Here is a 14040-nt window from a genome sequence, read left to right on the forward strand (position 1 = left end):
GACGTCGTGACCGGCCGTAGTTCGTGCACCTGCGGCAGGGTGCTGCAGAGTGCAACCCTGTCGCAGGTGCCCGAGTTCTCTGGGATGAGCGGGTCGCGGGCTCGGAGGGAGAAGGGAGAGAGAAGGGAGAGGGCTCGAAGGGGCGACGAGGAGTATCGTCAGGTCTGCTCACCGCACGGGCGGCGCCCTGCCGTCTCGGTTAGGGTGAGGGTATGAGCAGGGGAAAGCGCATCACGAGGTTCGTCGGCTGGGCCGGTCTCACCGGGGCGGGCGCACTGCACGCCGTCTGGGCTTCGGGATCGCCGTGGCCCGCGAAGAACTCGAAGCGACTGGGCGAAGCCGTGGTCGGCAGTTCGAAGGCGCTGCCGAGCCCCACGGCGACCTGGGTCGTCGCCGGAGCGGCGTTCACCGGAGGAGCGATCGCCGCGGGCGGACTCGGCGAGGGGCGTGCCGTCGTCGGTTTCAGACGACTCATGGGCCTGGGCCTGCTCGCCCGAGCCGCGGCTGGAGGCGACGCCGCCCTCTCAGTGCTGGGGCTCCCGGCCCCCGGGAAGCGTTTCCGCGAACTCGACCAGCGCTACTACCGCCCGCTGTTCGGCGTTCTCGGACTCGCGATCCTGCTCGGCGCCAAGAAGGGCGCCAAGAACTAGGAAACGAGGCGCCGGGCGCCCGGCATCACTGGAGCTGCGACAGGTACGCCCCCCGCAGCGCGGGATAGTACTGGTCGAAGCCCGGCCGCTCCGTCTCCTCGGTCGCGGCGACGAGCAGGTCGAGATAGTACTCCCAGCCCGGGCCGATCTCGCCGACCCCGTCCACCCCGTCATCATCGAGGTGGTGGACGAACCTGACGAGAGAATCGTTGCCGTCCTCCTCGACCAGCAGCTCCAGGTGCCAGCCGCCCACCTCATCCTCGGCCTTGAGCACGATCCGGTCGGGCGCCTCGCACGCGATGATGCGTATGCCGATCGCCGGCTCGTGATCCTCGAAGCGCATGCGCACCTGTACCCTTCCGCCGGCGCGTCCATCGCCGTCCCACGGCCCGAACCACCGCTCGGTGAGCTCGGACTCGGTGAGATAGGCCCACGCCTCATCGGGTGGCAGCGCAAGCGACCGCGCGAGCACCAGATCCATCCCGCGCTCGGTGCGCACCAGCTTGCCTGTCGCCTCAACCATGTGCCCAGAGTACTCGCACCCCATCGACCGGTCGACCCGAGGCGCGAAGACCCGGCCCACCGGCCGTCGCCTCGACCCGAGCACGGTTCCGCAGGCTCCCCCGCAGGTGAGCCTCTCCGAGAGCGACGCTCCCGGAGACAAGCGCGGCGGCGAGCAGGAACGATCCGGGAGGCACCATGCCGGTGAGCAGCGCGGTCACCACTCCCGCGATCGCCAGAACCACGCACAGCGCCGCGACCGCGCCGCGCAACAGGCCCGCTCTCCGCCCGTGGCTTCCCGCGCTCGGCACGCCGACCGGAGCGGCTCCGGCCCCCGGCCGGGCGGGCGTCTCGCCGACCAGCCGCATCAGCCGCTTCTCCCCTCGCGCGAACACGACCGCGGCCGGGATCACGCACGCCGCGACCGCGATTAGCCACGGGATCCGGCTCGCCCACCAGGCGCCCGTGTGGGGTGCCGGCAACGGCAGGCCGGCGCCCCACACGAGCGCGACGAGCGGCAGGATCACCGGCATGTGCCAGAGGTACACGGTCATGGCGTGGGCTCCGGCTCTCGCGGCGGCCTTCGACGCCGCCCTGTTGCGCATCACCCGGTCGAGCCTCGGTCGCAGCAGGTGCAGCAGGAAGAACTGAGTCGCTCCGAGCAGCGCGATGGCCGCAGTGGGCGGGTTGAGGTTGTCGATCATGTCAGGCGACCACCCGCAGGCGACGAGCACCACGAGCACCACGAGCGGAATCGCGACACCGGCCAGGAGCATCCTGCGCGACAAGGCTCCGCAGGATCGGTCGAGGAGCGCGAAACCGAGCTGTTGCATGAGGAGCCAGACGAACACGAGGTTCAGGTAGCCCGCTGCCGATTCACCGTGCAGTCGCACGAGATCGACGAGCACGACACCCGCGGCTAGAGCGCCGAGGGTGAGGAGCGGGCGGCGCTCGTGCAGCCAGGACATCGCGGGGACCAGCGCCGTGGCACCGAGATACACCGCGAGGAACCACAGCGGCTGCCCGATGCGCAAGCCCGCCTCGGCGAGGAGAGACGGCTCACCGCCGAGCATCGCGGCCGAGGACAGCACGCCGCCCACGACGAGGATCATCGAGGCCGACGGAACCGCGAGTCTGCGGACGCGACCGACGACGTACTCGCTCGCGCTCGCCCCGCGTGCGCGCATCCGGCGCCACTGCGACAGCGAGGCGAAACCGCCCGCGATGAAGAACAGCGGCATCACCTGGAGCGCCCAGGTGACCGGCGCGAACCAGCCCTGGCCCGAGAGCGCCACGCTCGTGCGCAGACCGTCGTCGGGGGTGCTCTCCACTCCGACCATGAGCGCGTGGAGAACGACCACGACGAGCAGGCACACGGCTCGGACGGCGTCGATCGTCGTGTCGCGCCGCCCGGCCTCCGGGGCCGCAGCCGCAGGAGGGGCGGTGCTGCGCGAGGCCGTCGCCGGCGTCGGCGGGGCGGACATGGTGCGGGTCGGGGTCATCTCAGCTCCTTGCATCGGGTACAAGGAACGTACGGGCGCGACCCACCGCCCCGCGTCGCTCCGGAGAGCGATCCGCGGGGCTACGCGCGGGGGATCCTGGCGTCGCGATCCGCTCAGCGGCCGACTGCGACGAGTCCCGATTCGTAGGCGGCGACGACGATCTGCGTGCGGTCGCGCAGGCCGAGCTTGCCGAGCACCCGCGAGACGTGGGTCTTGACCGTCTGCTCGGAGAGGAAGAGCCGGCCCGCGATCTCGGCGTTCGACAGTCCGGTCGCCACGAGCCGCATGACGCCGAGCTCGCGCTCGGTGAGCGGGGAGAGCACGGCCGCGGTGTCGCGCGGTGTCGGGCGCGCCGCGTAGTCCGCGATGAGCTTGCTGGTGATGGACGGGGCGAGGAGCGCTTCGCCCGCCGCCACGACGCGCACCGCGGCGACCAGATCCTCGGCGGTGGAGTCCTTGAGCAGGAAGCCGCTCGCCCCCGCCCGCAACGCGGAGAAGACGTACTCGTCGGCGTCGAAGGTCGTGAGGATGAGCACCCGCGGGTGCTCGAGTCCGGGCATCGCGTGAATCGCCCGCGTCGCCTCGAGTCCGTTCATGAGCGGCATGCGGATGTCCATGAGCACGACGTCGGGCCTCGCCCGGCGCACCAGGTCGACGACCTCGTTCCCGTCCGCGGCGCTCCCCACGACCGAGATGTCCTCCTGCGCGTTCAAGAGCGCTCCGAATCCCTCGCGCACCATCGCCTGGTCGTCGACGATCACGACTCGGATGGGGGCTGCGACTGCTCCGGGTTGCACCATGCATCGATGATAGCCAGGCGACCCCGGCGCGCAGATCCCTCTCCGGTATGGCCTCGGTTCACTCCGCAGGGTGATGCCCCGCGCACGACCGTTTCCTACGGTGGTCGTCATGTCGCTCACAGCCATCGCCCTCGCCGCCATCGGCGCACTCGGCCTCGCCGTCGGCACCCACTTGCAGCATCGCGCGGTGCGGGAGGCTCCGATGCTCGAGGATCCATCGACCGAGACGCATCGCGCGGATGCGGCAGCCGCCCGCGCGCTCACCCGCCCCGTCTGGCTGCTCGGCATGGGGATCGTCGTGCTCGCAACGGCGCTCAACGTCGTGGCGCTGGGCCTCGCTCCCATCGCGCTCGTGCAGCCGGTCGGGTCCCTCGCGCTCGTGTGCGCCGCACTCATCAGCGCTCTCGCGCTGCGAGTGCCCCTGAGCCGAGGGCTCCTCGTCGGGATCTCGCTCGCGGTACTGTCGGTCGCGGTCTTCGTCGGCGTCTCGTCCCGCTTCGCGCTCGAGACCCGCGCGACGGATTCCTCCACTGCCCTGCTGTCCTGGCTGCTGCTCGGTCTCTGCCTGCTGGGCCTGCTCGCGATCCGGCTCCGCACCGGGCACATCGCGCGCGTCGCCTGCGCGGGCGTCATCTTCGGCGGCGTCGCCTCGGCCGTGCACGTCGTCGCAGTCGAGGTGATCGCTCGGCTCGCAGCAGGCACCCCCGGGCCCGTGAGCGAGGCAGTGCGCGGGATCGACGCGAACCCCGTCTCGACGCCCGGTCTCTGGGCGCTGGTCGCACTGCTCGCCGCGGCCTCCGGCATCGGCATGTGGCTCGTGCAGACCGCCTACGCGAGCGGACCGCCCGAAACGGTGCTCGCGGGCCTCACCGTGATCGACCCGCTCACGGCGATCGCGGTCGGTGCGATGCTGCTCGGCGAGTACGACCGGATCCCGCTGCCCGGGATCCTCGTGCTCGTCCTGAGCGGAGCGACGGCGCTCCTCGGGGTCTTCCTCATCGTGCGCCATCATCCCGGGCTGGCGCGCGCCGAACGCCCTCGGGACAGCGTCGGGTCCCAGATTCGCAGGACTCAGATCCAGGGTCCCCTGGAGATCGTCGCCGCAGATGGCGCCGCGAGCCGGAATAGGAGAAGCTGACATGGTGACCACCGCACCCGTGACGACGACGAAGGAGCGCACCTTCAGTCTCGCGCGCCTCACCGGGGACTACGCCTACGTCATGCCGGGCTTCTTCATCTCGCTGTTCGCGTTCGTCGTGCTCGTGCCGCTCACGGCTCTCGCGATCAGCACCCTCGTCATCTGGGTCGGGGTCGTGCTGCTGCCCCTCGCGCTGGTCATCGCGTCCGGATTCGCGGAGCTGTCCCGCGCCCGGCTGCGCCACTGGGGGGTCTCGCTCCCACCCGCTCGCTATGCTCCCGTCACCCGAGGCCTCACGGGCTTCATCAAGCGGATCGCCGAACCACGACGGTGGCTCGACCTCGCCTTCGAGACGGTGGTCGCCCTGCCCCTGCGCACCTTCACCTTCGTCGTCGCCACGACGTGGACGGCGGGCGCGCTCGGGGGCATCACGCACGTGTTCTGGGGCGTCTTCCTGCCGCAGGACGATCTCCCGCTCCCCGGCATGATCCTCGAGGCGATCACCGACGGCGCCGCACCCGATGCGGTCTCCCGCTCGTACCTGCTCGATACCGGGTTCAGCTTCGTGTGCGGGGTGATCCTCCTGCTGACGCTGCCGCTCGTCATGCGGGGCCTCGCCCGACTCGACGCGGCGGCGACGGCAGCGGCGCTCGGCGGGCTCCTCGCGTCGGCGTCCGAGGCGGCCCCCGCATCCCCCGCATCCCCCGCGGCGATCCCGAGCCCGCCCGCGGACACCGATCGCACCCAGGACGGCCCCGGGCGGCTCGTATCCGGCTCCGGCTGGGCCTGGATCACCGCGATCTTCGTCGCGATCGTCTCGATCGCGGTCGGCTGGCCGGTGCTCTCCGTTCTGTACGGCACCCCGGTCGTGGCCGCCATGTGCCTCGCGATCGCCTCCGCCGCGGCCCTGCTCGTCGCCGTCCGCTGGCCGCGCACCGGGGTCGCGCTGCAGACCGCCGCCGCGGTCGCAACGGCGGCCGTCACCGCCGCCTCCCCCGGCCTGTCCTGGCTGCCCTGGCCCTGGCCCGTGATGACGCTGATCCTGCAGGTGATCCTCGTGCTCATCGTCGCACTGCGGCACCCGTGGCCGCTCGCGATCACGGCCTGGGCCGTCCCCCAGGCCGGCGTGCTGCTCGCGACCATCGCCATCGGCATCACCCCCGGAGCGCGGGTCAGCCTCATCGTGTCCGCCTCGGTGACCGCGGGGCTGCTCGCCATCGGCATCGCCATCCGTCAGCTGGTGTCGAGCCGGGGCGCTCTGCAGGAGGAGCGCCGGGCGAGTGCCGAGCTCAGCGCACAGCGCACGGAACTGCAGGAGCGCAACCGGATCGCCCAGGAACTCCACGACGTGGTCGCCCACAGCATGTCGGTGATCAGCATCCAGGCGACCACCGCCAGATACCGCCTGCCCGGCATGGACTCCGAGACGGAACAGGAGTTCCAGTCGATCGCGGCTTCGTCGAGGCAGGCGCTCACGGAGATGCGGGGGCTGCTCGCCGTGCTCCGCTCGCCTGACCGCGAGGCCGAGCTCGCACCCCAGCCCGCGCTGACGGACATCCCCGCACTGGTCGACGCCACCCTCCGCTCGGGTGCGCGCATCTCCTTCCGCTCGAACGCCGACGCGGCCGCCGCCTCGGTTCCGGCTGCGACGGGCCTGACCGCGTACCGCATCGTGCAGGAGGCGCTGAGCAACGCGGTGCGGCACGCTCCCGGCGCCGAGATCGACGTCGCCGTGACGTTGACGGAGGATCGGCTCGAGGTCGAGGTCGTGAACGGCCCGGCCGACGGACCGGATGGGTACGAGACGGCGCCCGGCGCCGGTCTGGGACTCACCGGGGCGCGGGATCGGGCGACTGCCCTGGGCGGCGCCGTCGACACCGGGCCGCACGGTTCGGGCGGGTTCCGCGTGCACGCCGTCCTCCCGCTCGCCTGACTGCGACGTGCGCCCGGCGCTCGCGCCGTGCGCATGGCACCGTGGTGCCCGCAAGGCCCCTCTGACGTACCGCGTGGTCGATACCTCAGGGTGACGCGCCGGCCGCGTTCCGGTTCGTAGTCTCGGCGCGTGGACATCATCAACGAATTCATCCTCCAGGCCGCAGCCTCTCCCTGGCTGCTCCTGGTCATGTTCGGAGTGGCCGTCGTCGACGGCTTCTTCCCACCGGTCCCGAGCGAGACGGTCCTGGTGGCCGCCGCGGCCGTGGCGGGATCCACCGACGCCCTCCCCACCGTCGTACTGCTGTGCCTCGTCGCCGCGATCGGAGCGATGATCGGCGACAACATCGCTTACGGGATCGGGCGCTCCGTCGGCACGACGCGCTTCGGCTGGATGCGCGGCGCCCGTTTCTCCGCCGCGTTCGCCCGCACGCGGAGCGCCCTCGAACGCCGCGGCGCCCCGCTCATCCTCGGCGCCCGCTACATCCCGGTCGGCCGCGTCGCCGTCAACATGGCCGCCGGAGCTCTGCGCTATCCCTGGCGGCGCTTCCTGCCCCTGAGCGCCCTCGGCGGCACGGCCTGGGCGGTGTACAGCGCCGCCCTCGGCATCCTGGCCGGCCACTGGCTGGAGGACCAGCCGCTGTTCAGCGCCGCGCTGGGTGTCGCTTTCGCGCTCGTGATCGGCCTCATCATCGATCGTGTCGCAGCGGCGAGACGGCGCCGCGCGGAGGCCGCTGCCCCGAGCCTCTCTCCGTCCGAGACCGCAGCAGAGTCGCCTCGGGGTCTTGCGCACGACCGGGGTGGGTGGCGTACACTCGAGGGCGTGAAGAACTGACGCAGCCCCCATTCCCGCCCCGCCGCTCGGCCGGGCACCGCCGTAACGGCGTCGGGAAGCTGCGTATCCGGCCCGAGAGGCCCGCGCGATCTCGCGCAGCTCGAGAAGCACCTTCGCACTCGCCATCGCTGCGCCGATCACGCGAAGGCGAGCCCCATTCGAGGAGACGCCCGCTCCGACGGCAGTGACGCACCCCGGCCGACCCCGGCGGAACACCTTCGACGTTCCGAAAGGCGGCTCGCATGCCCGCACCACATCTCGCACGTACCTCCACCGCACCGGATCTCGCGGCGGCCACACGCGCCGCGACCCGGGACACCGGTTCCACCCGACTCACACACCTCGCGGTCGAGGGCGTCTCGCACGCCTACGAGGACCGACGAGTGCTCAGCGATATCTCGTTCACGGCGATGCCCGGCGACCGCATCGGCCTGATCGGGGAGAACGGCACCGGCAAATCCACGCTGCTGCGCATCCTCGCGGGTGCGCAGCAACCCGACGCTGGCACCGTATCGCTCCCGGGCAGCGTCGGCCTGCTCGCGCAGGAACTGCCCTATCCGGAAGACACCCCGATCTCGCACGTGCTCGACGACGCGCAGCGCACCGCGGTGGCGACCCTCGCGCGCATCGAATCCCTCGGCGAGCAGCTCGCTGCGCACCCCGAGGATCCCGCGACCGCCGCTGCCTATTCGCTGGCCCTCGAAGAGGCCGAACGGTCCGACGCCTGGTCGGCCGAGGCGCGGCGCGGCGAGACCCTGGCCGGGCTCGGGCTCGGCGGGATCCCGCCGCACCGCGCCATCGGCGCGCTCTCGGGAGGTCAGCGCCTGCGACTGTCGCTCGCGGCGCTGCTGTTGGAGGCACCGCACACGCTGCTGCTCGACGAGCCGTCGAACCACCTCGACGACGCCTCGGCGGCCTACCTCGAGCGCGTGCTCTCGGCGTGGCCGGGCATCGTGATCGCGGCGAGCCACGACCGCGCCCTGCTCGACGCGGTGAGCACGCGGATCCTCGATCTCGACGCGCTTCCCGTCGCAGCGAGCGTGCTCGCCGATGCGGCGGCACCCGGTGACGGCTTCGGCGAGCACGATGCGCACGGCGGCAGCGCCGACGCGTACCGCACCGACGGCTACGACACGCCCGTGACCGACGACACCGGCTCGGGCCTCGGAGTGCGCCTGTGGGGTATGGGCTACTCCGCCGCCCGCGCCGCGCGGCAGGCCGAACTCGCCCGCTGGCGCGAGCGGTACGCGGCCGAGCAGGAGGAGCGCGCGAGCCTGATCCACGAGATCGAGGTCGGCTCGCGCGAGGTGAACCGCAAGCATGAGTCGAAGTCCGAGGCCAAGATCACCCGCAAGTTCTACGCCGACAAAGACGCCAGGGTCACCGCGCGGCGGGCGCGCAATGCCCGGGTACGGCTCGAGTCGCTCGAGCGCGAGCGCGCCGACGCCCGCCCGAGCCGCTGCGCTTCGGGGGCTTCGGGGTCGGCGGCGGAGCGGCCGATCCGGAAACCGCAGTCTCCGGTGGCCGCTTCCCCGCCGGCGAGGCTGCCATCCGGGACTCCGCTTCGCCGGGAGTCTCCGACATCGGGGGCGTCCCCGCAGCGAGCGCCGATCCCGAGACCCCGCTGCTGCGCGCGGACCGGGTGGCCCTCTCGGGGCGGCTCCGGGCGACCTCCCTCGAGGTGATGCCGCGCAGCAGGATCATGCTGACGGGGCCGAACGGCGCCGGCAAATCGACGCTGCTCGCGATCCTCGCCGGCGAGCTGCAGCCGGCCCTCGGCACCGTGGAGCGCGAGACGCGCGTCGGCTATCTGCCCCAGGAGGTCGTGTTCGCCGACGCCGCCCGTACCGTGGCCGCCGTCTACCGCGACGCCGTGGGCTCGGAGGTGGCGGAGGCGATGCCGCTCTCCGCCACCGGCCTGCTCGCGCCCCGCGACGTCGGGCGAGCCGTCGGAAGCCTGAGCGTCGGGCAGCGCCGCAGGCTCGCGCTGGCCGCCCTCGTCGCCGATCCCCCGCCCGTGCTGCTGCTCGACGAGCCGACCAACCACCTCTCGCTGACACTCGTCGAGGAGCTGGAGGAGGCGCTGCGCGACTTCGACGGGGCGCTCGTCATCGCCACGCACGACCGCTGGCTGCGCTCGCGGTGGGCCGGCTCCACCAGGGAGATCCTGGCCCCGCAGTGAGCCGCGGCACCGCTGCTCCGAGTTCGACGCAACGAACTCGGAGCAGCGGATCGGCGAGGTGGGAAGAGGTCTTCTCCCTCACGCGCGAACCTTGCTAGCGTGGCAGCTCGTGCGAGTCGCGGCGATCCCGCGCGCACTCCGAGCAACACGAAGGCGACCATGAACGACATCGACATCTCCAAGCCCCACGAGTACGATCACCGCCACGCCGACGTCTCGTCGGGTTGGCTGCGCGCGAGCGTCTTCGGCGCGATGGACGGCCTGGTCTCGAACGTCGGTCTCATCGCGGGCATCGCGGCCGCCGGCGCCTCCGCCGGGATCGTGGCCATCACCGGCGTCTCCGGCCTCATCGCCGGCGCGATCTCGATGGCGCTCGGCGAGTTCACCTCCGTGCGCACGGCGAACGAGCAGCTCGACAAGGAGGTGCGCACCGAGCAGGAGGCGCACCTCCGCAACCCCGAGGGCGAGCAGGCCGAGCTGGCGGCGCTCTTCGAGCGCCTGGGCATGGAGCAGGACGTCGCCGACGTCGCCGCGGGCCAGGTGCACGCGAACAGCGATCAGGCGGTTCGCGTGCACCTGTCGCACGAGCTGGGGCTGAGCCCCGAGGAGAAGCCCTCGCCCTGGGTCGCGGCGATCTCGTCGTTCCTCTCCTTCGCAGTCGGCGCCGTGATTCCGATCCTGCCCTTCCTCTTCGGCTTCGGCACCCTGTGGTGGGGGCTCGCCTTCGGCGGCGTCGGCCTGCTGCTCGCGGGCGGTCTCGCGGCCGGCATCACCCGCCGCAGTTGGCTCGCCGGGGCCGCGCGACAGCTCCTCTTCGGCGGCATCGCGGTGGCCGCGACCTACACGATCGGCATGCTGCTGGGGGTGTCCTCGCTCGGGTAACGGCGCTCCGATCCCGGCCGCGCGCCCAAAGCTCCACCGAATATGCTTGGGTGCATGGTGTCGGAGGAGTTCGCCGAGCAGGTGCTCGCCGTCGTGGCGCGCATCCCCGCAGGACGGGTGATGACCTACGGCGACGTCGGCATCGCCATCGGCTCCGAGGCTCCCCGCGGGGTCGGTCGTGTCATGGCGCTCTACGGCCACGCGGTGCCGTGGTGGCGCGTGGTGCCCGCGAGCGGGCTGCCGCCCCAGGGGCACGCGCGCCTCGCCCTCCCCCACTACCGCGAGGAGGGCACGCCGCTGCGCCACGTGGCCGCGCCGGACGACTACCGCATCGCGCTCTCCGCGGCGCGGCTCCCCTATACGCACGAGATCTACTCGGAGATAGCACTGTGAACGCACCCATCCTGCTCGGTTTCACCCGAGGCGTCGCTCCGAGCAGGTGGGCGGCGCGCTGGTCGCAGGCCGCGCCGGGTCACCCCCTCGAGCTCGTCCCCTTCACGCGCCCGTTCGGCCGTCCCGCCGACGCCGCGGAGGACATGCTGCTCGAGCGCGTCGCCCCCGGCGAGCGCCCCCTCGGCAGCGACCCCGCCGACGCGCAGCGCACCCATCACGCTCTGCGCCTCTACGAGGAGGCGGTCGCGCTGGTGGTGCCCGCCGAGCACGAGCTCGCCGAGCTCTCTGAGATCCCAGCCGCCGATCTCGCACTGATCCGGCTGCTCGACCACCCCCACCACGCCCCCGCGTGGCCGGCCGCAGCACCGTGGGACGATCCCGCCTGGATGCCGCGGGGGCTTCCCGCGGCGCTGGCGCTCGTCGCGACCGGGCTCGGCGGTGCGCTCGCGCCGCTGCCCCTCGCGCGGCACCTCACCGGCAAACGCGAGCACGCCGTGCTGCGCGTCGTTCCCGGCGACGAACCGCTCCCGGGCACCACGATCTGGGCGAGCTGGCGGCTCGAACGCGATGGCGCTGACGTGCAGCAGCTCGCGGGGATCCTGCGCGGACGCACCGCGCGCAGCTCGCGGCCCGCCGCGGCGAGCGCCGGCGGGGAGGCGAGCCGGGGATCGGGCAGCGGCAAGCCCGCTGCGGCAAAGGCCCCCGCCAAGAAGAAGCCGGCGCTCAAACCGAACTCCCGGGGCGCCCAGCTCGCCGCGGCCCGCGAGAAGGCCGAGCGCGAGAAGGCCGCCAGGCGCAAGGCGAAGAAGCGCCGCTGAGACCGGGGGCTCGTCCCCGTCCTCGGGCCTGGATGCTGCGACTCGGGAGCTCACGCAGGATGACGTGCTGCGCAGCCCCTCCGTCATCCTGCGCGAGGAACGAGTCGCAGGATCTCACTGTGAGCCCTGTTTCAGCGGTCAGCCGTGCCGGCCGTCTCCGCCGCTTCCGCCGCTCCCGCGAACGCGGCGACGCAGGCCCGGATCTGATCCTCGGAGTGCGCGGCCGAGAGCTGCACGCGGATCCGCGCCTCCCCCTTCGGGACGACCGGATAGCTGAAGGCCGTGACGAAGATCCCGCGACGCTGCATCTCGGCGGCTACCCGCTCGGTGAGGGCCGCGTCGCCGAACATGACCGGCACGATCGGGTGCTCGCCGGGCAGCAGTTCGAAGCCCTCGGACGTCATGAGTCCCCTGAACAGCTCGGCGTTGCGCCGCAGCTGATCCCGAGCGTCCCCGGCACCCTCGACGAGGTCGAGCGCGGCGAGCGTACCGGCCACGATCGCGGGGGCCAGGGTGTTCGAGAAGAGGTACGGCCGTGCGCGCTGTCGCAGCAGCTCGACGATCTCGCGGCGACCCGAGACGTAGCCGCCCGATGCCCCGCCGAGCGCCTTGCCGAAGGTACCCGTGAAGATGTCGACGCGATCCGCCACCCCGCACAGCTCCGGAGTGCCCCGCCCGCCCGCGCCGATGAAGCCGACCGCGTGGGAGTCGTCGACCAGCACCATCGCGTCGTAGCGATCGGCGAGGTCGCAGATCTCGGCGAGCGGAGCGATGTAGCCGTCCATGGAGAAGACGCCGTCGGTCACGATGACGCGGAACCGGGCGTCCGACGCCTCGCGCAGCCGGCTCTCGAGCTCCGCGAGATCGCGGTTCGCATAGCGCAGCCGCCTCGCCTTGGACAGGCGGATGCCGTCGATCAGCGAGGCGTGGTTCAGCGCGTCGGAGATGATCGCGTCCTCCGCGCCGAAGAGGGTCTCGAAGACGCCTCCGTTGGCATCGAAGCAGGAGGAGAAGAGGATCGTCTCATCCGTGCCCAGGAGGGCCGAGAGGCGGCGTTCGAGCTCGAGATGCTGCTGCTGGGTGCCGCAGATGAAGCGCACGCTCGCCAGACCGTAGCCCCACTCGTCGAGCGCGTCGTGCGCCGCCCGCACGATCGCGGGGTGATCGGCGAGGCCGAGGTAGTTGTTCGCGCAGAAGTTCAGCACCGTGCCGCCGTCGACGGCGATCTCGGAGCCCTGGGCGCCGCGGATCCCGCGTTCCCGCTTCAGCAGACCGGCGGCTTCGATCCCCTGCAGCTCGGAGCGCAGGTGCTCCTTGAATCCTCCGTACATCACAGCGCCGTCCAGTCGAGGATGATCTTCCCGGTGTTCGCCGCCCGGGCCGCAGCGAACCCCGCCTCCCAGTCCCACGCCGGGATCGTGTCGGCGATCACCGACGCGATCCGGCCGCGCAGCTGCGCACTCGTCTGCAGCATGGCCGCCATCGCATTCCAGGTCTCGAACATCTCGCGGCCGTAGATGCCCTTGAGCGTCAGCATGTGGGTGACGACCTTGCCCCAGTCGACCGCGAACGGCTCCGACGGCAGGCCCAGCATCGCGATCCGGCCTCCGTGGTTCATGTTCTCGAGCATCTCGGGCAGGGCTGCCGCTGCTCCGCTCATCTCGAAGCCGATGTCGAACCCCTCGCGCATGCCGAGCGTCTGCTGCGCGCGCCGGATCGGGTCGCGGGCCACATCGACGGTGTCGTCGGCGCCCAGGGTCGCGGCGAGTTCGAGACGCGCCGGGCTCACGTCGGTGGCCACGATGTAGCGGGCGCCGACGTGACGCGCGACGGCCACCGACATGAGGCCGATCGGACCGCAGCCGCTCACCAGCACGTCCTCGCCCACGAGCGGGAAGGCCAGCGCCGTGTGCACGGCGTTGCCGAGCGGGTCGAAGATGGCGCCGAGCTCGGGTTCGATCTCGCTCGAGTGCACCCAGACGTTGCCCGCGGGGATCGACAGCAACTCGGCGAAGGCGCCGTCGCGGTGCAGCCCGAGTCCGATGGTGCGGATGCACATCTGGCGCCGTCCGGCTCGGCAGTTGCGACAGGTGCCGCAGACGATGTGGCCCTCGCCGGAGACCCGGTCGCCGATCGCCACGTCGCAGACGGCGTCGCCGACCCGCACCACCTCCCCGTAGAATTCGTGCCCGGGCACCAACGGGGCCGCCACCGATCCGGCCGCCCAATCGTCCCACTGCAGGATGTGCAGATCCGTGCCGCAGATGCCCGTGCGCAGCACCCGCACGATCACCTCGTCGGGCCCGCAACTCGGGTCGGGCACCTCGGACAGCGTCAGCCCGGGGCCCGGTTCTGTTTTCACCAGTGCTCGCATAGTGCTATTCCGCCAGAGTCATGGTTTGAGAAC

The 14040-nt window shown here is 72.0% G+C and carries 14 protein-coding genes; 9 read left to right on the forward strand and 5 right to left on the reverse strand.

Going from position 1 to position 14040, the window contains the following annotated elements; all coding sequences use genetic code 11:
• Positions 1-212: 212 nt before the first annotated feature.
• Positions 213-650 carry a DUF3995 domain-containing protein gene (locus AMS65_RS15860; protein ID WP_053385149.1) on the forward strand — a complete coding sequence of 146 codons (438 nt, stop codon included), beginning with the start codon at positions 213-215 and terminating at the stop codon, positions 648-650.
• 25 nt (positions 651-675) lie between these two features.
• On the opposite strand, the gene AMS65_RS15865 is transcribed toward AMS65_RS15860, so the two are convergent.
• The 3 genes from AMS65_RS15865 to AMS65_RS15875 form a co-directional block, all read right to left on the reverse strand.
• A complete protein-coding gene (locus tag AMS65_RS15865; RefSeq protein WP_053385150.1) occupies positions 676-1173 on the reverse strand; it encodes an SRPBCC family protein in 498 nt (165 codons plus the stop codon).
• Complete coding sequence (locus AMS65_RS15870) at positions 1166-2653, reverse strand: acyltransferase family protein (RefSeq protein ID WP_053385151.1); 1488 nt, start codon at positions 2651-2653, stop codon at positions 1166-1168. The genes AMS65_RS15865 and AMS65_RS15870 overlap by 8 nt, the downstream gene beginning before the upstream one ends.
• Positions 2654-2766: 113 nt before the next feature.
• Entirely contained in the window at positions 2767-3453 is a 687-nt protein-coding gene (locus AMS65_RS15875; RefSeq protein ID WP_053385152.1) for a response regulator, read from the reverse strand.
• A gap of 109 nt (positions 3454-3562) precedes the next feature.
• On the opposite strand from AMS65_RS15875, the gene AMS65_RS19560 reads away from it, so the two are divergent.
• The 8 genes from AMS65_RS19560 to AMS65_RS15915 all read left to right on the forward strand — a co-directional run bounded on the left by AMS65_RS19560 (position 3563) and on the right by AMS65_RS15915 (position 11633).
• The gene (locus AMS65_RS19560) at positions 3563-4591 is read left to right on the forward strand and encodes a DMT family transporter (RefSeq protein WP_053385153.1); all 1029 of its coding nucleotides are present in this window, start codon (positions 3563-3565) and stop codon (positions 4589-4591) included.
• Between the two features lies 1 nt (position 4592).
• The gene (locus AMS65_RS15885) at positions 4593-6524 is read left to right on the forward strand and encodes a sensor histidine kinase (RefSeq protein ID WP_053385154.1); all 1932 of its coding nucleotides are present in this window, start codon (positions 4593-4595) and stop codon (positions 6522-6524) included.
• Between the two features lie 129 nt (positions 6525-6653).
• Positions 6654-7358, forward strand: coding sequence for a DedA family protein (locus tag AMS65_RS15890; protein WP_075201042.1), 705 nt, complete (start codon positions 6654-6656; stop codon positions 7356-7358).
• 242 nt (positions 7359-7600) lie between these two features.
• Positions 7601-9043: an ATP-binding cassette domain-containing protein gene (locus AMS65_RS15895; RefSeq protein WP_053385155.1), complete on the forward strand. Its 1443-nt coding sequence runs from the start codon at positions 7601-7603 to the stop codon at positions 9041-9043.
• A gap of 17 nt (positions 9044-9060) precedes the next feature.
• Complete coding sequence (locus tag AMS65_RS15900) at positions 9061-9540, forward strand: ATP-binding cassette domain-containing protein (RefSeq protein ID WP_241489475.1); 480 nt, start codon at positions 9061-9063, stop codon at positions 9538-9540.
• 99 nt (positions 9541-9639) lie between these two features.
• Positions 9640-10422 (forward strand): VIT1/CCC1 transporter family protein, encoded by a 783-nt coding sequence (locus tag AMS65_RS15905; protein ID WP_241489476.1) that lies wholly within the window; start codon positions 9640-9642, stop codon positions 10420-10422.
• A 54-nt stretch (positions 10423-10476) separates the two neighbouring features.
• Positions 10477-10815: an MGMT family protein gene (locus tag AMS65_RS15910; RefSeq protein ID WP_053385158.1), complete on the forward strand. Its 339-nt coding sequence runs from the start codon at positions 10477-10479 to the stop codon at positions 10813-10815.
• Positions 10812-11633 carry a LysR substrate-binding domain-containing protein gene (locus AMS65_RS15915; protein WP_053385159.1) on the forward strand — a complete coding sequence of 274 codons (822 nt, stop codon included), beginning with the start codon at positions 10812-10814 and terminating at the stop codon, positions 11631-11633. Before AMS65_RS15910 ends, AMS65_RS15915 begins: the two co-directional genes overlap by 4 nt.
• Positions 11634-11764: 131 nt before the next feature.
• Here the strand turns inward: AMS65_RS15915 and AMS65_RS15920 are convergent, their stop codons facing one another.
• On the reverse strand, positions 11765-12964 hold the full coding sequence (locus tag AMS65_RS15920; protein ID WP_053385160.1) for a glycine C-acetyltransferase: 1200 nt from the start codon (positions 12962-12964) through the stop codon (positions 11765-11767).
• Entirely contained in the window at positions 12964-14007 is a 1044-nt protein-coding gene (gene tdh, locus AMS65_RS15925) for an L-threonine 3-dehydrogenase (RefSeq protein ID WP_053385161.1), read from the reverse strand. The genes AMS65_RS15920 and tdh overlap by 1 nt, the downstream gene beginning before the upstream one ends.
• Between the last annotated feature and the right edge of the window lie 33 nt (positions 14008-14040).

Source organism: Leucobacter celer subsp. astrifaciens, assembly GCF_001273835.1.
GTDB lineage: Bacteria > Actinomycetota > Actinomycetes > Actinomycetales > Microbacteriaceae > Leucobacter > Leucobacter celer.